This window comes from Mycoplasma aquilae ATCC BAA-1896 (genome assembly GCF_048074525.1).
Taxonomy (GTDB): Bacteria; Bacillota_I; Bacilli_A; order Mycoplasmatales; family Metamycoplasmataceae; genus Mycoplasmopsis; species Mycoplasmopsis aquilae.
This window is the reverse complement of the sequence record NZ_CP182208.1, coordinates 699,834-722,989: the sequence shown is the minus strand read 5'-3', so window position 1 is coordinate 722,989 and position 23,156 is coordinate 699,834. Positions and strand designations below refer to the sequence as shown.

Annotated in this window: 16 protein-coding genes, 1 tRNA gene and 1 pseudogene; all 18 read left to right on the top strand. The window is 28.0% G+C overall.

Annotation, left to right across the window (positions count from 1 at the left end; genetic code table 4):
- Positions 1 to 145: 145 nt before the first annotated feature.
- The 18 genes and pseudogenes from ACM0IS_RS02990 to ACM0IS_RS02905 all read left to right on the top strand — a co-directional run bounded on the left by ACM0IS_RS02990 (position 146) and on the right by ACM0IS_RS02905 (position 23,132).
- Entirely contained in the window at positions 146 to 2,395 is a 2,250-nt protein-coding gene (locus tag ACM0IS_RS02990; protein ID WP_416756008.1) for a S8 family serine peptidase, read from the top strand.
- A gap of 1 nt (position 2,396) precedes the next feature.
- Positions 2,397 to 3,848, top strand: a complete 1,452-nt coding sequence (locus tag ACM0IS_RS02985) for a hypothetical protein (protein WP_416756007.1) — start codon at positions 2,397 to 2,399, stop codon at positions 3,846 to 3,848.
- 342 nt (positions 3,849 to 4,190) lie between these two features.
- A pseudogene (locus ACM0IS_RS02980) lies at positions 4,191 to 5,787 on the top strand (IS1634 family transposase).
- Positions 5,788 to 6,002: 215 nt separating this feature from the next.
- Positions 6,003 to 6,500 carry an rRNA maturation RNase YbeY gene (ybeY, locus tag ACM0IS_RS02975; RefSeq protein WP_416756006.1) on the top strand — a complete coding sequence of 166 codons (498 nt, stop codon included), beginning with the start codon at positions 6,003 to 6,005 and terminating at the stop codon, positions 6,498 to 6,500.
- A 71-nt stretch (positions 6,501 to 6,571) separates the two neighbouring features.
- Positions 6,572 to 6,970: a cytidine deaminase gene (gene cdd / locus ACM0IS_RS02970; RefSeq protein ID WP_416756005.1), complete on the top strand. Its 399-nt coding sequence runs from the start codon at positions 6,572 to 6,574 to the stop codon at positions 6,968 to 6,970.
- 2 nt (positions 6,971 to 6,972) lie between these two features.
- Positions 6,973 to 7,854: a GTPase Era gene (era, locus tag ACM0IS_RS02965; RefSeq protein WP_416741578.1), complete on the top strand. Its 882-nt coding sequence runs from the start codon at positions 6,973 to 6,975 to the stop codon at positions 7,852 to 7,854.
- Between the two features lie 98 nt (positions 7,855 to 7,952).
- Positions 7,953 to 8,990 carry a heat-inducible transcriptional repressor HrcA gene (locus tag ACM0IS_RS02960; RefSeq protein ID WP_416756004.1) on the top strand — a complete coding sequence of 346 codons (1,038 nt, stop codon included), beginning with the start codon at positions 7,953 to 7,955 and terminating at the stop codon, positions 8,988 to 8,990.
- Positions 8,983 to 9,822: a nucleotide exchange factor GrpE gene (gene grpE, locus ACM0IS_RS02955; protein ID WP_416756003.1), complete on the top strand. Its 840-nt coding sequence runs from the start codon at positions 8,983 to 8,985 to the stop codon at positions 9,820 to 9,822. Before ACM0IS_RS02960 ends, grpE begins: the two co-directional genes overlap by 8 nt.
- Before the next feature lie 135 nt (positions 9,823 to 9,957).
- Positions 9,958 to 11,763 carry a molecular chaperone DnaK gene (gene dnaK, locus ACM0IS_RS02950; protein WP_416756001.1) on the top strand — a complete coding sequence of 602 codons (1,806 nt, stop codon included), beginning with the start codon at positions 9,958 to 9,960 and terminating at the stop codon, positions 11,761 to 11,763.
- Positions 11,764 to 11,874: 111 nt separating this feature from the next.
- On the top strand, positions 11,875 to 13,173 hold the full coding sequence (locus tag ACM0IS_RS02945) for a hypothetical protein (protein WP_416756000.1): 1,299 nt from the start codon (positions 11,875 to 11,877) through the stop codon (positions 13,171 to 13,173).
- Positions 13,173 to 13,874 (top strand): pseudouridine synthase, encoded by a 702-nt coding sequence (locus tag ACM0IS_RS02940; protein WP_416755999.1) that lies wholly within the window; start codon positions 13,173 to 13,175, stop codon positions 13,872 to 13,874. The genes ACM0IS_RS02945 and ACM0IS_RS02940 overlap by 1 nt, the downstream gene beginning before the upstream one ends.
- Before the next feature lie 594 nt (positions 13,875 to 14,468).
- A complete protein-coding gene (locus ACM0IS_RS02935; RefSeq protein ID WP_416755905.1) occupies positions 14,469 to 15,302 on the top strand; it encodes a hypothetical protein in 834 nt (277 codons plus the stop codon).
- The gene (locus tag ACM0IS_RS02930; RefSeq protein WP_416755998.1) at positions 15,197 to 15,802 is read left to right on the top strand and encodes an IS30 family transposase; all 606 of its coding nucleotides are present in this window, start codon (positions 15,197 to 15,199) and stop codon (positions 15,800 to 15,802) included. The genes ACM0IS_RS02935 and ACM0IS_RS02930 overlap by 106 nt, the downstream gene beginning before the upstream one ends.
- Before the next feature lie 199 nt (positions 15,803 to 16,001).
- Positions 16,002 to 16,077, top strand: a tRNA-His gene (locus ACM0IS_RS02925).
- A gap of 90 nt (positions 16,078 to 16,167) precedes the next feature.
- The gene (locus ACM0IS_RS02920) at positions 16,168 to 18,066 is read left to right on the top strand and encodes a hypothetical protein (protein WP_416755997.1); all 1,899 of its coding nucleotides are present in this window, start codon (positions 16,168 to 16,170) and stop codon (positions 18,064 to 18,066) included.
- 50 nt (positions 18,067 to 18,116) lie between these two features.
- Positions 18,117 to 19,097, top strand: coding sequence for an aspartate--ammonia ligase (gene asnA, locus ACM0IS_RS02915; RefSeq protein WP_416755996.1), 981 nt, complete (start codon positions 18,117 to 18,119; stop codon positions 19,095 to 19,097).
- Positions 19,098 to 19,188: 91 nt separating this feature from the next.
- Positions 19,189 to 20,814: a site-specific DNA-methyltransferase gene (locus ACM0IS_RS02910; RefSeq protein ID WP_416755995.1), complete on the top strand. Its 1,626-nt coding sequence runs from the start codon at positions 19,189 to 19,191 to the stop codon at positions 20,812 to 20,814.
- Positions 20,808 to 23,132: a DEAD/DEAH box helicase gene (locus tag ACM0IS_RS02905; RefSeq protein WP_416755994.1), complete on the top strand. Its 2,325-nt coding sequence runs from the start codon at positions 20,808 to 20,810 to the stop codon at positions 23,130 to 23,132. The genes ACM0IS_RS02910 and ACM0IS_RS02905 overlap by 7 nt, the downstream gene beginning before the upstream one ends.
- The last annotated feature ends 24 nt before the right edge of the window (positions 23,133 to 23,156 follow it).

The window sequence follows — 23,156 nt, the reverse complement described above, 5'->3', positions numbered from 1 at the left end:
AAAAAATAATTGTATAATAATTATGTAAGGGAATATATGATGAAAACCAAAATAGTTTATTATAAACAGATTTTCACTTATTAGGCTGCACTTTTTTAGTGTGGCCTTTTTATTACCCTTACTTACATACATATAGGAGAACATAATGAAAAAAATAAAAAAAATATTAACTTTAATATGCTCATCATCAATAGCAGCAATTACAGTAGCCACAACACTTTCAGCATCTCTTGAAAAAGATGTCAAAATAAATAAATACTCTGACTTAACACTCAGCACAAGTGAATTAAGTTCAATTAAAAATATTTATAAGCACTACTTCAATCTGCACGAAATAGATAAATCTTTAATTACTGATGATTATAATCTAAATGATTCATATAGCAAAGTTGGTATTATTGAAATTAATGGGCTTAAAAAAACTGACATAATTAATACTAAAACTAATGCTGATAACTTTCATGTACATGGAGGATTTGTAAGCGAAAATTCAAAAATAACTACATGGCATGGTTCTAAGGTATATTCTTTGATTGGTGCAGATTTAGGGGTTAATGAAAATGCTAATGTATTCTACAGTAGTTTTGATATGATAAATCAATCTGGAATTTCTAATGCTGAAAAACAAAAAATTCTTAGCAAATACCCAGATATTGAATGAAATGTATATTCACAACTAAAAAATTCATTAGATTATATGGTTGAAAATGGAGTTAAGGTTGTAAATTTAAGCTTAGGAATAAAATTTTTAGTTAATTCATTATCGAGAAAATCATTAAACACATTAAATGAAATAGAAAATTATTTCATAAATTATAAAAGTTCAAGTAATTCTGAAAATATAACTTCTCCACTAGAAGATCTATATTGATTAAAAAATATAAGTCATATTATGCAAAATGATTTAAGTAATAATCCAAAACTGGATGAAATACTCGATTTTTACAATAAAAAATATGGAATTGTAGCAATTGTTGCAGCCGGAAATGATGGTGAAATATATAAAAAACTAAAAGATCATATTAAAAGCTTAAGTAATTACAAAGATTTAAATGATCTATATTGAAAAGCTACGCAAGAATTAATGAGAAAAAAAGCTATGAATGGATTATTATCTACAGACTATACTAGATTACAAATTTCTGAAAAACTATTAGATGAATTATCATATGATGTTGTAGAAAACAGGAATAGTCTTGAAAATATTATGTCGACTCTAAAATTAAATCCTGAAAAAAATTATAAAGCAGTTATTGACAAGTTTACAGAAATATTAAAAACAACAATTGGAAATAATGTAATTTATGTAGCTTCTGTTGGTAAAAAAATGAGACCTTCTGAATTTTCGACTTTTGCAATGTTTGAAAATGACAATCTACCATTAGTAAGTTCATATGGAGAATTTATCGAAACTGATATTAACTCAAGGCAATATCCTAAAGATAGTAATCTAAATTCATTAATTAAATATTATTATAATTCCCAAGGAACAAGTTTTTCTGCCCCAATAATAACTGGAATGATCTCATTACTCCAACAAATATTTCATAGAACATTCACCTTATCAGAGATAAAGGCTTTATTAGCATATAGCTCGCAAATATATGATTACAATTTAAATATGTATACTGATAGTGGATATGATTATGAATGGTATATTAAAAATAGCCATAGATATGGAGTTAGAAGAAAAAATAATTCATTTTCTAAAATAGGATTTGGTGTTCCAAGTTTCAGAAAAATGTATAACGTTGTAAAAAATAATAAACTTAAAAAAATAAATGTTTCTGCTAATAATTTTGACAATGATAATGAAAAATTTGAGTTTAGTTCAAATTCATATTCATATGAATCTAGTTCCAGATATACAATGGTAGTAGCATATGATAATATAAATCCTGTGAACGATAAAAATGGATTCTTATGATATCTAGCTAATAAAAAAGATATTTCGGAAAAGTATTGAGATTTCTTAATGTATTGTACAAAAAACCTTAAAAATCAAGATATTTTAAATCTTAATGCGATGTTTTCATATCACATATATTATCAAAATTGATTTGATTATTATAATTATTATCCTGAAGAAACAAGTCAAACCACTCACTCTGTAAGTAATTCTAACACATCATCTGTTGAAAAGGTATGAATTGATATGCCTGTTTATGGTCAAGACGATGAAATGTACATGAATGATTATGAAGGATATATTTCGTTTATTTATCTTAAAGCTTTAAAAGAAGTTTATGATAATTATGCAAATCAAAAAATTGAAATAGATGAAAAAATATCATGAAAAGAGTGCAAGGAAATATTTGCTGAATATATTAATTCATTGGATATCACATATATAATCAATACAGATTATATTGATGCTAAAAGAGGAGACTTCTAATATGAAAAAATGATTATATAGCAAAACACTAGGAATAGTGTCATTAGCTGTTATACCTTCGTCCTTTATTGCGATTTCATGTAATAAAGAAGATAAAGAAATGCAAGAGTTTAATAAAGCATATGATACCAATTTAATTAGAGATAACATTAAGAATATTAAAAATATCAAATTAGAATCATTAATATCTCTAGCTAAGAGTGTTAATTTAAATGATGAAAAAGGTAAAAAATATTTTGATGCTTGAGTAAAACCAGCTGTATTGAGTATTGTATCTAGTGATGAAGATCAATATAGCAAGCAAGTTATTGATTCATATGTTTTATATTTAGAATTCATGATTAATAGATTTATAAACTTACCATTAGAAGCAAAATATAATGTTGGTAGTGTTAATATATCTAAATCAAATTGAAATATAGCAAAAATGGAGAATGAAAGTGATGTGCTAAAGTACAAAGATCAAAATCATGATCAAATTGACTTACTGTTAAATACAAAAGACCCAGAGATTTGAAAAACTTATTGAAATACTATTGATGATGGATTTAAAAACAATCTTCATCTAAATATGCTATCTAAAAGTAAAATAATAACTAATAATAAAGAAATAACAATGTGAGAGAATTTATTACAAAGTGAAAAACGTCAACCACTAGACTATTCCCTAATAGATCGCGTTTTTGATAAATTTATTAAATGATTCCCCACAATAAAAAATAAGTCATGATCTGAAAAGTATTTAATAATTAATGAACTGGAAACAGGTGCTTTTGATACTTTCAACAACAGTAAAATAATTTGGTCAAATATCGCGACAAAAAAAGTTACAATTGATAACAAACCTAATATAAATATAAAAGCAGAAGTAATTTTAAAATACAGTGAAGTTGAATCTGCTTTTCTTGAGCCAATTATCAAAATTGTTAATAATAATGAAACAAAAGAATCATCTATTAATATTGTTTTAACAAATAAGCAACATTCCCAAAATTCTTACGTAAATCATAGCAATATTAATGATTTCATTAATAATTGATATAATCCAAACAAGAAATTAACTGAAACAAAATTAACTTATGGTCCTAAAGTGACACCATTGCCTGCGTTTGGGGAACCTATAATTCCTGGAGATACTGATATACTTGAATTATTGGACCTTTCTAAACCAAAAGTATACAAGTTAACTATAGATATCAATATCCCTGAACCAGAATTTCCAGTAACAGTAACATCTGTTTCATGTGCAAGACCCTTAAAACTTAATCAAAATGATATTTTAATTGATGAAAGCAAACTGGTGCAACTTAACCAAATCGCTTCAAAATTGAGAAGAATTTCATCAGCTAGTGATATTCAAATTAATGATTCAATATTTAAAATTAGTGATTTTAATGATAATGAATTAAGTAGAATTAAAGATATATATTCAAAAATTGATACTAATAAATAGTGTAAGATCAAAAAATATAAATATTCAAGTATTTATTTTCAAACTAAATGAATAATAAGAGACATAATTTAAAGTGATGTTTACGCAGAGTGAATATCACTTTTTATATACTTAAAATGAGTAAAAATTAAAAAGATGGCATTCCACTAAAGCTAAAGTGGAGCTCCTGCGTTTCCCACTTGGGCCAAATATAGTCACTTTTTAGGTGGCTATATTTTTGAAAAAAATATAAATATTATGCTACTATGCTACTAAATGTGGTATAATATATTCATGAAAAAGAAGAACCTACATGAAATAAATTGAATAATTTCAAGATCTAAAAGACAAAAAGGAACTTATATATCTGTTGGATATCAAAGCACAAACAAAACAGGATATGCTGTAAGATTCGGGATAGGATATGAAGAAGATTTTGATAAATACCAAGAAAATTCAGTCGAAAAAATAAAACAAATTATAAAAACTCTTCCTCTCTCAATGACAAAAGAAGAGGTTATTAATGAAATTAATAAAAGATCAAAAATAAAAGCCCTAAAATAAATGAGACATATGAAAAATTTGTTGGATCTCGACTTAATTTCTCGATTAATTGATTATTTTGATATTTTCAAGGATTGTAAAACTACAAAATCAGTAAGTTTAAATGATGTTGTAAAGCAACAAATATATCAAAGAATTAAAAATCCACTAAGTTGTTTATGCTACGTACAAAAATGCAACTAAAGAAAAACAAGATTTTTATTCTAAAAATTCGTTTTATAGATCACTAGAATATATTGCTGATAACAAAAATCAAATACTTAAGCAATATAAATGAAACCATGAAAAATGAGTACAAAAGAGATGTAAGTATAGTTTGATTTGACTCAACAACAGCTTATTTTGAAACATTTAGTCGAGATGGTTATAAGAAACCAGGTTATTCAAAAGATGGAAAATTTAAAGAAGACCAAATCGTTATTGGACTCGCCACTGATAGTAATGGTATACCAGTGCACTACAAAGTTTTCCCGGAAATACAGCTGATTCATCCACTTTTATTCCTTTTATACTTGAACTGCAAAAATATACAGCATAACCACAGTTACTGTTATTGCTGATAAAGGAATGTCTGTAAATAAAAATATAAGATTTTTAGAAGATAAAAACTAAATTACATTATTTCATACAGAATGAAAAAAGGTTCAAAAGAATTCAAAGAATATGTTCTTAGTGAAAAGGATTACATTAATGAAAATGGACTCTTATATAAGAGCAGAGAGATAATATCTCTATACCGTAATGGAAGAAAAAATGGTCACACTAGAAAACAAATAATCACTTTTAGTGAAAAAAGAGCAAAAAAGACTATGAAGATAGAAAAATTCTTATTGATAACTTCAATAAGAAAGCTAAAAATGGAAAAGTGTCATATGAAGATATGGTTGGAGGAAAGAAATATCGTTTCTTTAAACCAACAGATAAGTCAGGTTTTTATGAATTAGACTATGATAAAGTCCTAGAAGATGAAAAATTCGATGGATTTTATGTTTACGAAACTAATAGAGTTGATCTTAAAGAAACTGAAATCGTTGAGCTATATGCAAAACAATGACAGGCTGAAGAAAACTTTAGAACATTAAAAGGCGCATTATCATTAAGACCAATGTATCTTTCTACATGAAAAAATATACAAGGATATATTTGTTTATGTTTTCTTTCTTTAGTAATGTTAAAATTCCTTACCTATAAAATTAATGATTTTTTAGGTCTTGCTAAGAAGGATAAAATGACTACATCTAGAATCATTACTATGATTAATGATGTTAAACAAGTTGAACACTATTTTGACAAAAAACTTATAAATACAATCGAAATTAAAAACCCAGCCTTACAACAAAGCTGGGAAGACTACCAATTAATATTAAATATTTTTAATCATTTAAATATTAAATAAAGTTTCAAGCCAACTACAGCATTCACTGTGGCTGGTTTATTTTATTATGCTACTGCTGGGAAACGTAGGAAAATTAAAAAGATGGCATTCCACTAAAGCTAAAGTGGAGCTGTCGTCTTTTTAATTTTTAATTTCAGTTTTAAGTTATATATTTTCACTGTAAATTTAATAAGATAATTACTCTTTTAGCAAAATAAAAAAAGTATAATAATTTTATGAAAATTAATGAAGAAAGAGATGCTATTAAAGTAGAAGATGAAATTTCAGTTCACTCTCGTATTAAGCGTGCAATTATTTATCAAGCAGAAATGGAACAAATAGTTTCTAACTTAAAGAAATACTTTAAAATCAAAAAACCAGTGATACTAGATGTTACAATTGTTTCACCGGCAGCAATTAAGAAATTAAATGCTGAATATAGAGGGAAAGATTATGTAACTGATATCTTATCATTTGACTTTGGTTTTGATTCATTTGATATGGACTCATTACCATTTTTACAAATTGGAGAATTAGTAATTTGCTGAGAAAAAGTAGAAAAGCAAGCTAAAGAGTTTGGACATTCAGTTCGCAGAGAATTTTGTTACTTATTTACTCATGGTTTGGTTCACTTAATGGGATATGACCATGAAGAAGAAAACGAAAGAAAAGAAATGAATGCCATTGTGGATGCAATATTTGATCCACTTAAGATTACACGTGAATCATTTTAAAACGAGCATGTCGGTTAAAGGCGACTAAAGTAAGGATTATATGCTCACAAATTTATTAAGGAGATAATATTATGACTTTTGAAAAATTAAGAGACTTATTAAAATATTCTTACGCACCATATTCTAAGTTTCCAGTTGCAGCTATCTTAGTAGCTGAAGATGGAACAGAATACTACGGAGTTAATGTAGAAAACGCAGCTTACCCATCTGGACTTTGTGCTGAAAGAAGTGCAATGTTTGGTTCAGTAGCTTACGGTGGAAAAGTTGGAAAATTCAAGGAAATTCACATTATCAGTGGAAAAAATGAAATCATTAGCCCATGTGCTGGATGTAGACAAGTAATGACAGAATTTATGCCATTAGACGCTAAAGTTTACCAATACAGTAATGATGGTAAAAGTGTTAGAGTAAACACTGTTGAAGAACTTGTTCCTTTCGGCATTAGAGCAGAAGAAATTACAATTAAATAATTATGAAAATTTGCTTTGCAAGTATCCTTGGTAGACCAAATGTTGGAAAGAGTTCTTTACTAAATGCAATTTTGGGTTACAATGTTGCAATTGTAACTGATACAGCACAAACTACAAGAGATCAAATTACTGGTATTTATACTGATGATGACACTCAAATTATTTTTACTGATACACCCGGAATCCACAAACCATTAAATAAGCTTGGCGAAGCTTTAAACAAAAACGCCTATGACGCAGCTAAAGATGTTGACGTCTTATTATTCTTAACACCTGCTGATGAAAAACTTGGCAAAGGTGATGAAATGATTTTAGAAAAAATTGCTCACACCAAAAATAAGATCGCAGTTGTTTCTAAAATTGACAAAATCAGAAGTAAACCTGAAATTTTAGTTGAAAAAATTAATGAATTACATGCACATGGTTTTGAAACTATTTTAGCTACTGATGTAAATGACTATAGATCAATTAATGCTTTAATTAATGAAATTAAGAAATATAGTTATGATGGTGAACCTCAATATGACCCTGAATATTTAACTGATAAATCTATGAGATTTTTAGCTAAAGAAATTATTCGTGAGTCAGCTATTAATGCTTTATATGAAGAATTACCTCACTCAATTGCAGTTGAAGTATCTGAATTCATTGAAGAAGATGATCACATTACAATTGATGCAGTAATTTATGTTAAGAAAGCTTCACAAAAAGGGATGGTCATTGGTAAGGGTGGAGAAAAAATCAAACAAATTGGTAAGAATGCTAGAATGAAGATTGCGCATCAATTTGATGTACCAACCACTTTAACGCTAAAAGTAAAAATTGCTAAAAAATGAATTGATGATCCAGAAGCTCTTGAAAAATTTGGTTATTCAAGTAAATAAATCACTCTATATATAAAGGGTGGTTTTTTCTTTAGCGAGTTTTTAGCAAAAGAAAAGTTTATTTGCTAAAAAATAAAATATTGTGGTAAAATAGTTCTATGAAAACAGGAAATAGATTAAATGAAAAGTATGAACCAGTGCTTAAATACACAGTTCAAGCTTATATAGAAACAGGTGAACCAGTTTCATCATCATATTTATTAAGTAAGTATGCTCCAATTCATCCAGAGATTAATTTCTCTAGTGCAAAAATGCGCTACATGATGAATGATCTAGAAGAATTAGGCTTTCTTAAAAAAGAAGCTCATACTAGTGGTAGAATTCCAACAATTGAAGGACTAAATTATTATGCAAAACATTTAAGTGCTTTAGCAACAACTCGTTTTGAAGATAAACTTGATGCTATACTAGCAAACAAAAATGTTGCAATTGACCAGACAGTAGATCAAGCTGCTCAAATTATTTCTGATATGACTGGGTTAACTATGATAACAACTGAGTCAAATGTGCATGATATGGAACTAAAAAGCATTGATTTAGTGGCCCTTAGTGACACTAAAGCAACTATTGTGATGGTTATTTCTTCAGGAGAAGTATTTTCAAAAATTCTTAATATCAGTGATAAAGACTTCAAAATGAATGATGTTAGAATTGCTATTAAAATTTTTAAAGAAAGATTGGTTAATACACCACTTCAAGAAATTCCGGTGCGTTTAGAATTGCTAAAAGATGTATTAGCACAATCAGTCAAAAAATACCAAGAATTAATAAATTCATTTGTCGAAGATGTCTTCCATAATATTGGATTTAGAACAAAATCAAGAAACAATATTTATGGTAAAAATAACATCATACTTAGTCCTAAAATTGATAGAGAAAACTTAAATAAGATGATCGAGCTTATTGAAAACCACTCGGTTTGAGAAAGTATCGAAAGTGAACTTGAAGAAAATGAAAAAATCAAGATCATGATTGATGATTCTGGTGCATATATGTCTAAGAAAATTGAATCAGGTGATAAGATCACTGAAATTTCAGTAGTTGGAGCAACTACATCAAACTATGATATGATGCGTTCAGCTATCAAAATTTTAGACAATTACTTAAATAGAAAGAAGGAAGATAAAAATGAATAATACAAAACTAAATGTTGGTGATATAGTTAAAGGTAACTTTACATTGTTTATCAATGATGAAATCATTACAGAATACACTAAACAATGTAGCATTGAGTTAGGAAAAGAACAATATCTTCCTAACTTTGATGAATATTTAATTAATCGTAAAGTAAAACCTAGTTTAGAAGTTAAATTAAGTTTTGCTAAAAATTATCCTATAGAAGCTTTAGCAGGTAAGAACGCTAAAGTAATTATTGAAGAAATACAAGTTACTTACAGTCATCATAAGGGACATGAAGCTAAAAATAGCAAAGAAGTGGACAATTTAAAAGCTGAAATTGAAACTTTAAAAGCTAAACTAGCTGAAAAAGAACATAAGATCTTACTTGATGAATACATGTATAAGGAAAAACTTGAAACTTTACAAACTAAAGCTAAAGAAAAACTTGAAGCTGAACAAGCTCACTTGCACTCAAAAATGAAACATGAAAAAGCAGAAATTAAAAAATATGCTTTACAAGGTTTCTTAGAAGATTTTATTGAACCTTTTAACAACTTTTTAGCTGCAACTAATGCTGGAGCTAATTCCGATAACACAATTGTTAAAAACTATTGTTATGGATTTAGTATTGTAGCTAAACAATTTACTAACTTACTAGAACAACACGGTGCTTTCATTATCCAACCTGAAATTGGTAGTGAATTTAATCCAGAACAAGAAGAAGTTTTAGATTTTGTTGCTGATGAAACTAAAGCTAATAATACTATTGTTCGGGTAGTGCGTTTAGGTCTTTCAATTGACAATCGTCTCGTAAAACCAGCTGGTGTAATAGTAGTAAAAAACAGCTAAAAAAATAATTAAAAAAATTAGCAAATAAGTATTGTATTTGCTAAAATGGTGGTATAATATTATCAGTTCAAGGGGATGAAATAAAGAAAATCTACCTAAACTTAAATAATTAATTTTATTTTAGGAGGCTATATTATGGCAAAAGAAATAGTATTAGGAATTGACTTAGGAACAACAAACTCTGTTGTTACAGTTATGGAAAACAAACAACCAGTTGTGTTAGAAAACCCAAATGGTAAAAGAACAACTCCATCAGTAGTTGCTTTCAAAGGAAACGAAATTATTGTTGGGGATGCTGCTAAAAGACAAGTTGAAACAAACCCAAACACAGTTGTATCAATTAAAAGATTAATGGGAACAGATAAAACTGTACATGTAAATGGAAAAGACTACAAACCAGAAGAAATTTCAGCAATGATCCTTTCATACATGAAAGATTATGCTGAAGCAAAACTTGGTAAAAAAGTTTCAAAAGCAGTTATTACTGTGCCAGCTTACTTTGACAATGCTCAACGTGAAGCTACAAAAATTGCAGGTAAAATTGCTGGACTTGATGTATTAAGAATTATTAACGAACCTACTGCTGCTGCATTAGCATTCGGACTTGAAAAAACTCACAAATCAATGAAAGTGTTAGTATATGACCTTGGTGGTGGTACATTTGACGTTTCAGTTCTAGAACTTGAAAATGGAACATTCGAAGTGCTTTCAACTAGTGGTGATAACCACCTTGGAGGGGATGATTGAGATCACGAAATCGTTGAATGATTAATCAAGAAAATTAAAGATGAACACTCATATGATGTAAGAAACGATAAAATGGCTATGGCTAGATTAAAAGAAGCTGCTGAAAAAGCTAAAATTGATCTTTCAAACCAATCAACAACTACAATTAACCTTCCATTCTTAGCTGTTACAGCTGCTGGACCATTAAATGTTGAATTAGAATTAAAACGTAGTGAATTTGAAGCAATGAGTTCACACTTACTTGACAGAACAAGAAAACCTATTGAAGATGCTTTAAAACAAGCTGGAATTACAGCTAAAGATCTTGATGAAGTATTACTTGTTGGTGGATCAACAAGAATGCCAGCTGTTCAAGAAATGGTACGTTTAACATTAGGAAAAGAACCTAACAGATCAATTAACCCTGATGAAGTTGTATCAATTGGTGCTGCTATTCAAGGTGCTGTATTAGCTGGTGACATTAATGACATCTTACTTCTTGATGTTACACCTTTAACACTTGGAATTGAAACTCTTGGAGGAATTTCTACACCATTAATCCCAAGAAATACAACAATCCCTGTAACAAAATCACAAATTTTCTCAACTGCTGCTGACAACCAAACTGAAGTTACAATTAGAGTTGTGCAAGGTGAAAGAGAAATGGCAAATGATAACAAGTTACTTGGACAATTCAATTTAACAGGAATTGAACCTGCTCCTAGAGGAATTCCTCAAATCGAAGTAAGTTTCTCAATCGATGTTAACGGAATTACAACAGTAACTGCTAAAGATGTTAAAACAAACAAAGAACAATCAATTACAATTCAAAACTCATCTAAACTTTCAGAAGCTGAAATCGAAAAAATGATTAAAGAAGCTGAATTAAACAAAGAAGCTGACAAGAAACGTAAAGAAGAAGCTGAAACAATCGTTAGAGCTGAATCATTAATTGACCAAATTAAGAAAGCTAATGCTGAACAAGGTGACAAGATGGATCCTAAAGCAAAAGAAGAATCAGATAAACTTGTTAAAGAATTAGAAGACTTAATTGCTAAAAAAGACATTGAAGCTTTAAAAGTAAAATTAGACCAAGTAGAAGAAGTAATTAAGAACTTTGCTAACGCTGCTGCTCAACAAAACGCAAATGCAAGTGCAAACGCTAATGCACAAGCTAACTCAGACGAAGATGTTGCTGAAGTGGTAGAAGAATAATACATTCAATAATTTGAGGATATACCTTCGGGTATATCTTTTTTTATAAATTTACTTTATTTAATTGCTTCTAAAAATATATTGATAAAATTTAAGTTAATAGGAGTATATATGAATTTATCAGCCTTAAATGTTGAAATAAAGCACTTAGCCAGTGCTAAAAAAGATAAAAAGTTTATCCATAATTTAAATAAAATGGAAGGGATTTTTGACTTGCTAAAAGGGCAAGATCCTGAATATGAATTTGACTTTTTAACTTATGCACATAAGTATTGAGATGAGCATAAAATTGAATTTTCTTCTGCTGTATCCTTTTTAAAAAGTAACGGAATTAATAAGATGGTTATTATAGCTGATGGAGAATCATACATTTTAACTAAAGCTTTATATGATGTTTTTTATAATCAATATAGTAATCTAAAACCAGATATTGAATTAATTTTTACACAAGGTAATATTAATCCGGAAGAATTAGTGGCTTCCTTATATCAACTTAAGGATGAAATCTTTGCTATTAACTATATTTCTAAATCAGGAATTTCACTTGAAAGCGCTATCGCCTTTCGTGAATATCGTAAAGTGCTAACTGATAATTTAAAAGCTCAAGGTCTTGATCCAATTATGCTTATCGATTTAATTTATATAACTACGGATATTCATGAAAATGTACTCAACAAAATGGCTGGATTAAATAAGTACACTTTATTTAACATGCAAGCTCCTTTGCCATGTCGCTATAGCGGACTATTTGAAGCTACCTGTATTTTTCCACTACTAGCCAGTGGAATCAATATGCAAGAAGCTTTCAATGCTTATGTAGCAACCTTTAAAGATATTGTTAATAATCAAAATATTGAACAGAATGTTGCTTTAGTACTAGCTAGCTATATTCACTATATTTCAAGAACTTTAAAACGTAATGTTAATTACTTACTGGTAAATGATCCTAGCTTAATGGCAATGGGAAAATACTTAAGTTTGCTAACTAATACTTCATTAAACCAAAATCAAAAAGGGCTAGTAGCTTTTGAGCAATTGTTTGATTTTAGTGCTTTAGAAAGTTTTAGCTCCTTAAATAATAATTTTATTTTTACTACCTTTATTTCACGGAGCAAAGATCTCAATCAAGATGTTTTAGATATCAATATGCAACAATATGATGTGCTTAATTTTTTAGGTAATAAAGATCAAATTAAGGCTTTAAATAATAAGGATAAAATTCATAGCATTCAAAATGACTTTGATATTAAGTTTGAATTAAATGACTATTCTGAAGTTGTACTTGCTAGCTTAATTGCTTTAATGCAAGTTGTCACAATTGCTATTGCCTATCTATATGATATTGACCCATTTTCACAACCAGGAGTAGAAGTGTATAAGCGTAATTTATACAACTTGCTAATTAAATAATGCAAAGTAAAATAAGATTAGATAAATTTTTAGCCCAATGTTTAGGGTTAAGTAGATCACAAGCTTCTAAAGTGCTTAAAAGTAAACTAGTAACTCTAAATGGTGAAACTATTACTCATAATATGGACATTAATCCTAGCGATATAGTATTGTATCAAGGACGAGAATTAAGTCTTGGCCCTAAGTATCATTATTATGCTTTAAATAAGCCTGCTGGATATATTTGTGCTAATTATGATAACAAGCATCAAACAGTTTTTGACCTATTAGATAGCAATATAAAACAAATTAAGGATATACATACTGTTGGAAGATTGGATAAAGATACTACAGGTTTACTTCTAATTACTAATGATGGAGAGTTAACTCACCAGTTGCTTGCGCCCAAAAAACATGTCAATAAAACTTATTATGTAACTTTAAAAGATCCATGCTCAAGTGAGCTAGTGGAAGTTTTTGCTTCTGGCTTTGAATTAGGACAGGGTGAAAAAGTAAAACCAGCTAAATTACAAATTATTAATCCAACTTTTGTGCATTTAACTATTAGCGAAGGCAAATATCATCAAGTGAAAAGAATGTTTGCAAAATTTGGAAATGAAGTAGTAATGTTACATCGTCAATGCTTTGGCACCTTATCATTAGATAATTTAAACTTAGCTCCAGGAGAATATAAAAAGCTTAAACGAGAAGAAATAAAATAAGATATTTTTGATATATAACTTGTGTAAAATAAGCTCAATTATGTCACGCCTAGACGAGTAAAAAAATAGTAAAATATAAGTGGTATTTATTCAATGTAAATATCACTTTTTATATTAGAGGACAATGCTTTAAGACTGTCAAAAAGTTCATGCATTGTCTTTTTTCTTCATCAAATGAGAATAATTAGCTCTCAATGTCTGGTGGCGCCAAATATTTCTATTTGTTTTAATGTCTACTTTTTAATTTTCTCTTTTTTTCCTTTTTATTAAATAATGATTCCTTATTTAAAATTTTTTAATCTTAAATTGTAATAATTTTTAATCCCTTGAAGTTCAGAAAGAGTTCTGATTAATTCTGAATTTGTTAGTTCTTTTATTTTGTTTATGGCTGTTTTTAATTCATATAAAAATTTTATACATCAATCATATTTTCTAATGAAGGGGTGACAAAATAAATCTTATTTTACAAACGTTAAAAATATAAAAATTAAAAAGATGACATTCCACTAAAGGTAAAGTGGAGCTGTCATCTTTTTTGGTTCCTGTTGTAAAATTAGTGTACAAAAAACAAAAGAAAGGAACCAATTTAATTATATGATAACTGCAACTAAAATGCACAAGAAAAATATAATTTGTGTTGAAACAGAAATAAGAATAGACAATTTTGATAACACAAAAAAACAAATTACAAAATGCGAACATTTTATTTTGAGACCTTACAAGGATAAAACATTAAAGACTAAACTTGACAATGAACTTAACAAAGCTAGAAAGCAAAACACTAATTATTTCCAATTAAGTAACTTATCTTGTTTGTTTGATAACTTACAGAGATACAATAGCTTAATTGAAATCTCTAAAGTGATGAATATAAATATTAAAACAATCAAAAGTAACATCGAAAACGCTGCTGAAGAATACAAATATACAACAACAGCAAAATGTAAGAGATGTAAATCAAAGATGATGACTGTTACATATTTATCGCTAGAAGAATGAACTTATACAAAAATTGCATTAGCTCAGAATATTTATGAGTCAAATGTAATGAAAAGTTGTGAAAGATTAAAACCAATACAAGACTTTTTGATTGAGTGAAGTAATTTAAGAAAGAAATACAAAAAATTAAGAAAAGAAAATCCTGATATGGATCTTGGTGAAAATATTAAATATACCATGCAAGTATCAGCAGCTCGTTTATTAGATGAATATACCAAGAAATATAAAGGTCAAAATGTGTTTATCCCTACACTAAAGACATTTTATAATGCAATAGACACTAAATTAGATATCGACTTCAGTATGTTTGTGGGTAAAAAGGAATGAGCAATTCATCATTTGACAAATCTCAAAAGAAGAAAAAACGAAAATACACAAAGTCAAAAATTCAAGGCGCAACTTCTATTCATAATAGAGATGAAAGCATAAACAACCGCGAAGAAGCTGGACATTACGAAATGGATACAGTTGTGTTTAATAAGTCTAGCAAACTTATTTTAGTAACTGTTTATGAAAGAAAATCAAGATTAGGATATGCGATGCTTTCAAAAAGAGATGCTCAATCAGTTGTTAAAACTGTCCAAAAAATCATTAAACTTTATGGTCTTACAATTAAGACATTAACAATAGATAATGGCTCTGAAAACACATTATTGCACACAATTCCAGGAATAGGAAAAATCTATACTTGTGACCCTTATTCTTCGTATCAAAAAGGTGGAATTGAATGTTGACACAAAGAATTACGAAAGTTTATTCCAAAAGGAAAATATTATTCCTGAATAAATGATCAAAACATAATGAACATTTGCCATATTATCAATAGCTCAAAAGAGAATATAAAATTCCGGGTAGTTTATACACTGTGCGCATGAGTGCATATGAATTTTATTCAACATATTGTTAAAAATAGCAAACTTTTAAAATAACCTCATCAAATTTTTATGGGTGAGGTGCCTTTTCTACTGCTTTTTTTATAAAAAACCTTTAAAATTAAAACAACATTGGTTTTACAATCAAAATTAGACCTTTAGTGGAAAATCATATTTTTAATTTATAAACGTTAAAAATAGGTAAAAAAAGCATTTGGAAAATTATCGCTTTTAGTTATAATATATTTACTAATTGGCGAATGTGGTGAAGTGGCTAACACAGCGGGTTGTGGTCCCGTCATTCGCGGGTTCGAATCCCGTCATTCGCCCCATATGTTAAAAGGCTGCCTCAAAGCAGTCTTTTTTCTGCATTTATTGTAAAATTATAATATTATAAAAAATATATTTTATTTAGGAGAAAAATGAAAAAAATATGAATTTTATTAAACGGAAGTATAGCTGCATTAGCAACCACATCACTTGTGGTTTCTTGTGGAAATCCAAAAGCAGAAAACACTAATCCTACTCCAGAACCAGACAAGCCTATAATCGCTGATAACAAGAAGACTGAGCTGGTAGCTAAAATTAATTTACTTGCTCAAATTAATCCAGAAGAATATGAAAAGTACAAAGATAATATCAAAAAGAATTTAACTGATCAAGAAATCGAAACTTTAACTGGTGAAATAAATAAAATAATTTCAAGCTATGCTGCAAGTTTTAATAGTTTACAAGCACAAGTAAAAGAAGCACAAAGCTGAGTAGATGGATTAAATTTACAAAAAATTTTATTTGAAACATTAAAACCAGAAATAAATAAGTTTACTAATTATTTAACAAGTATTTCAGTTAAAAAAATAAATACAATATCAAATGAACAAATAACTTTATTTAATAGTGGAATAAATAAAAAGAAAACTGCTTTAATTCAAGCTAAAGAAGAAGCTGAGAAACAAATTACTAAATTGCAAAGTGAATTAACAAACGAAATAATAAGCGCAAAAGAACAATTACAAACATTAAAACAATACTCAATAGCTGAATTTGAAACATTACAAGCAGAATTAAATGGTTTTGAACAAACCCAAAATTCTGTTGAAAATTTAGCCTCATTAAATGCCTTATCAGATAATATAAAAAGTTTAATTGTTAAAATAGAGCAAAAAAACAGCACTTATAAAACACAAAAAGAACAATTAATTGCTTCATATAATCAACTTAATACAAAAGTTCTTGAATTAATTAAACAAGTTAAAACTTGAAATGTTGATTATGCTACAACTAAAGAAAATTTAGTTTCAACATTAAGTCAAAATATAGCTAATGAAAACATAGATAATATTCAAAAAGCAAATAGTCAATTAAACCAACTTTTAGAAGAATTAAATGAAAACATACAACAACATAATTCTATAAGTCAAAAAGTTACAAACTTAATTCAAGAAACAAAAACTGGTTTATTGAATACATTAGATACAGATGAATTAAAAGAATTACATACAAAATTATCAGAGTATTTAAATGGCATTACAACTTTAAATATTCCTAATGACAAACTAGCTGAACTACTTAATCATTTACAACAAACAATTACTGAAATAACAGCTGAAAGAGATGCTATTTTAAGTCATGATAAAGAAGAAAAAGAAGCTATTGATAAATTAAAACAACAAGTATCTTCAAAGATTCAAAATATTAATTCATTTTTAATTCAAATAGAAAAATATGATAGTGCATATGCAGCAAATATTAAAAAAGAGTTAAATGATTTAAATGTAAGTAATGTAGATTCATCAGCTGAATTAAAAATGAAATTAGATAAATTGGTAAGCTTGGACAATATTATTATTAGATACATAAGCGATAGAAATAAAATATTAGAAATTTTAAAAACAACAAGTGTTAATAATATTAATGACTATATTAAAACTTTTAGTCGCGGAAAACTATACAATACAGGTCAAAATAACCTATTGCAACAAGCTAAAAATATTCAAGAGTTCTTAAAACAAGATTTTACTACTAAATCACTTAGTCAGTTAAGAGATATTCGAGCTGATTATTTAAATAAAATAAAAATGTTAGAACAAGATTATCAAAGATTAATGAACGAAACAGAAGAAATTCAATCGATAGCCTTAAAATTGAAAAATTTCCTTGACCAAAAAGCGAAATTAGAAAAATTAAGTGAAAAAGAAAATGAAATTAAAACATATATTGACAATCTTCCTATAGGAAATATTGAACTTCTATCTGGGGATAGTGTAGTTTCAACTATTCAAAAACTTAAAGAATATGAAACTGAACTAAAAATTAGCTAAAAAACCTAACAAATATTAAATAAGATTCATTATGAATTTTAGGAGAAATCATGTATCACTCAAAATTAAATGTCAGACAAACTCAAAGTGCCATTCAGGATCTAAAATTATACTTTCAAGAACAGTTAAAAGTTCATCTAAACTTAACTAGAGCAACTGCTCCGCTATTTGTTTCTAAATCATCAGGATTAAATGATGGACTTAATGGTGAAGAACCAGTTTGATTTTTACCAAAAGATAAACAAGAAAGGTTAGAAGTTGTTCACTCACTTGCAAAATGAAAAAGAGATGCACTAAAAAAATACAACTTTTTGCCTTATGAAGGTTTATACACAGATATGAATGCAATTAGAAAAGAAGAAGATTTAGATTTATTACATTCATATTATGTCGATCAATGAGACTGAGAACTAGTTATTTTAGCTCAAGATCGTAACTTAGAATACTTAAAGAAAACAGTTAAATTAATTTATGATTCATTAAAAGTAACTAAAAAACTTTTAAAACTTAAATACTATCAACTTGAAGATGAAATGCCAGAAGAAGTTTTCTTTATTTCGGCTCAAGAATTAGAAAATTTATATCCAAACCTTGATATTAAAGAAAGAGAAAATGCAATTGCAAAGGAACATGGTGCTGTTTTCATCTATGGTATTGGATACCCTATGAAATCAGGACTAATCCATTCAGCTAGAGCATTTGACTATGATGATTGAAAATTAAATGGAGATTTAATTGTTTATTCAAATGTTATTAATCAAGCTATCGAACTTTCTTCAATGGGAATAAGGGTAAATGATCAATCATTAGTTGAACAAAGTGGTCTAAGTAGAGAAGAAGTTAAAAAACTTTCTCCTTACCACCAACATGTTATTGAACATAAACTTCCTTTAACTATCGGGGGAGGAATTGGACAAAGTCGGGTTTCAATGTACTTACTTGAAAAAGCTCACATTGGCGAAGTACAGGCATCATTTTGACCTGAAGAATATCGTGAAGAAATGCGTGCCAAAGGAATTGAGTTATTATAATGGTTGCCTAGTGTAATAACTAGGCTTTTTTATCACATTAAAGAAATAATTTAATAAAATTAAATTATAAATTTATTCTGTGAGGTAAGTTATGAATAATGAAAAGAAACAAATTATTTTAAATTGATTAAAGCAACAAGAAGAGACTGATTCAATAACACAAGAACAACGTGATATTTTTGCTCTCATTAGAGAAACATTGCATACAAAAAAATATGGTCTTGTTTTTGAAGAAAAAGAAGAAGATATTGTTAATGAATCTAATGATTCAATATTAACTTTAAAACAAAAGGATTTAATCATTGCAAATAATAATGCAAAGGAATTAAATTATTTGCTTGAAGGAGATAATTATCAAGCATTAAAATTGCTTCAAAAAACGCACAGAAATAGAATTGATGTAATTTATATTGATCCTCCTTACAATACTGGTAATAAGGATTTTATTTATAATGATACATATGTTGATTCGGAAGATGGGTTTAAGCATTCAAAATGATTATCTTTTATGAGAAAAAGATTAGAGCTTGCAAAAACACTATTAAGTAATCAAGGTGTAATTTTTATAAGCATTGATGATAATGAGCAGGCACAGTTGAAACTGTTATGTGATGAGATATTTGGTGAAAATAATTTTGTAGCAGATTTTATTAGAAAAACTAAATCAACAACTAATGATATAAAAACAGGCGCTAATATTCAACATGAAAACTGTTTATGCTACGCAAAAAATAAATTAGTTATTAATTTACTTGGTGGAGAAAAAGATTTATCTAGATATACTAATCCAGATAATGATCCTAATGGCCCTTGGATTTCTGATAATCCTAGTGCTAAAAGTGGCACAGAAAAAAACAATTATTTTGCAGTTGTTAACCCATATACCGGGAAAGAAGATTTTCCTCCTAAAGGTATGTACTGACGCTTTTCTATTTCAACGATAAATAAACATATAAAAGCTGGGACAATTTCATTTAAAAAAGAGCACAAAGAAAATGAACGTGGGTTTATATATAAAAGATATTTAAATAATCTAAAATCAACAAAAAAGACTATTAATAGTTTGGATTTTACCACCAACGAATATATGAATCAAGTTGCGACTAAGGAAGCTAAAACATTAGATTTTGTTGAAGATTTTCAATATCCAAAGCCTATGGTTTTTATTCATAAACTTTTATTACACTCTACTGAATTAAATTCTATCATTCTTGATTTCTTTGCTGGATCAGGTACAACAGGACATGCTGTTGCTAAGCTAAATGCCGATGATGGCGGAAATAGAACCTACATTTTATGTACAAATAATGAAAATAACATATGTGAAAATGTTACTTTTAAAAGATTAAGTAATATTCAAGGCGAATTACCTCACAGCTTGATATATCAACAAATCGAAACAATTAATAAGGATGAATTTATTGTTTCAAATTACGATCAAAAATATTTAGATCAACTAGAAGAATCTTCAAAGCAACTAGCACAGTTAGAATTAGGGAAATTAATTGATAATAAAGAAATTTTCTTTATCACTAGCCAGGACGAATTAGAAAATGCTAATGAAGATGATTTATTAAATGCTACTGTGATCTTTATGAATGAAAACAAAGTTGATCCATATAGATCTAAGGTCTATGATCATATTAAAAACAAAATCATCATTATTCCAGATAATTACTACGAAAAAGAATTGAAAGAGACTGACTACTTATGATAAATATAAAATGAAAAAGATTTCAAGAAAAAACAATTGAAAATACAACAAATTTTGTACTTTCTAACAAAGACAAGAAATCATTAGTTATAAAATCACCTACTGGATCAGGCAAAACATTAATGATGTTACAAATGATTGCTAATGTCATAAATAATGATGTAAACAAAGAATTTATATTTTTATGACTAGCACCAGGTGCTGGATCATTAGAAGAACAATCTAAAAGAAAAATGATTAAGTTTTATCCTGAATATGACTGTGGTGATGTTCAAGACATATTAAATAATGGTTTTGTACCTGACACAACATATTTCATTAACTGAGAAAAGATTACTAAAAAAGGAAATAAAGCTATAGCTGAAGCTGAATATTATAATATTCATGATCAAGCCCTTAAGGCTAGAGATAATGGTTACAAATTTATAGTTATTGTTGACGAAGAACATGTTAACCAAACTAAAAAAGCTTTTGATTTCTTGCACGATCATATAAAGCCATTTAAAGAAATTAGAATATCTGCTACTGCAAAAGCAGCAAAAGGACAAGAGTACATTGAAATAACGGATAAAGAAGTTATTGACTCTGAACTTATAACTCGCTCTATATACATAAATCCTGATGTAAATACAAAAGAAGCCTTAGAAGATTTTGAAAATGAAGCATTTATTTTGATAAAAGCTGCTGAACAAAAAAGGTTAGAAATAGTTAAGGCATATGAAAGCATTGATTCTCAATATAGAATTAATCCTCTTGTTATAGTTCAAATACCAAACAAAAGTGATTCATTAATTCATTACATGCAAGAAAATCTTTTTGATAAGATGGGCGTAAGTGTTGAAAATGGTAAATTAGCAATATGACTTGACAATGATAAGCAAAATATTGAAGGTATTGAGAAAAATAATTCAGCAGTTGAATATTTAATCTTTAAACAAGCTACAGCAACTGGCTGAGATTGCCCAAGAGCCAAAATTTTAGTTAAATTAAGAGATAACATGGCAGAAAACTTCGAAATCCAAACTATAGGAAGAATCAGAAGAATGCCATCACAAAGACATTTTGACGATGATAAGATTGATAATTGTTTCTTATATACTTTTGATGCTAAATTTAAAGATAATGTCTTGATGCAAGCAAATGGTATTGAAGTAGCAAGAGTAAATCTTAAACCTGAATTTAATAAGTTTACATTAGTAAAAGAAGAAAGAAATTTACGTACATCAGAGCATGATGATGATCAATGAATTCGAACTTCAAAGCTTATTTATAAATTTTTAAAAGAAAAGTATAAATTAACCAGAGATTTAGAAGAAAATGCTAAGAAATTAGCAGATAATGGATACATTATCGATACGAAATTCATCCATGACGATATGCGTCAAGGACAAGTTCAAGAGTTATCCGGAATGATTGATGATGTTTTGGTACGCAAAGATGTTCGTTATCACTATAATACAGCTGCAAATCACAACGATGAAACTCATGCTATTGACAAATTAAGAAACATATTAGGCTTTGATGGTAAGCAATTAAAAAATATGCTTAATACTTTAATTAGTTCAAGAAGAGCTAATGAATATTTAGAAAGATATCAAATTATTGAAATAGGCTTAGCTAAGCCACAAATCTTTTTAATTAACAATGTTAATAAATTAGCTAGTGATTTTCAAGAATTTACAACTCAAGCCAACATTGTAAATAATTACAATTTATTTGAATCTGATGAAGATATTGTTAGAAGCAACTGATATATTCCTACAAAAGATGAAATTGTTTATGACTCTACTTCCAAGGATAAAAAAGTTTTCACGAAAAATGTTTATGAAGAATATGATGCAAGTATGGCAACAACTAAAAATAAAATTAGATCATTGCCTGAACATCTTTTTGAAATGTTTTGTCAAAGTAATAAGCACATTAAGTGATATTACAAAAATGGTGATAAAGGTAAACCTTACCTTTCTTTAATTATCAAAAAAGAAGGTTTAGAAAGACTTCAAGCTTTCTATCCAGATTATATTCTTGAAGATAGTAAAGGGACTATTTGAATTATAGAAGCAAAAGGTGGAGAAAGCTTCCAAGGTGAAAGCAAAAATATCGACCCATTTAGTGCTCAAAAATATGCTACATTAAAACGTTACGAAAAATGATATAACAATGATTGCGAAAGTAAAAAATATAACCTTAAAACTGCATTCGTTAGAGATAAAGATAATACTTTATATATAAGAACTGCTGATAATTATGAAGAGAACTTAAACGATCCGGATTGATACGATATTAAGCAATTCTTTAATATGCAAGAATTAAATAAATAATATAATTATCATGTTTTTAGAAAG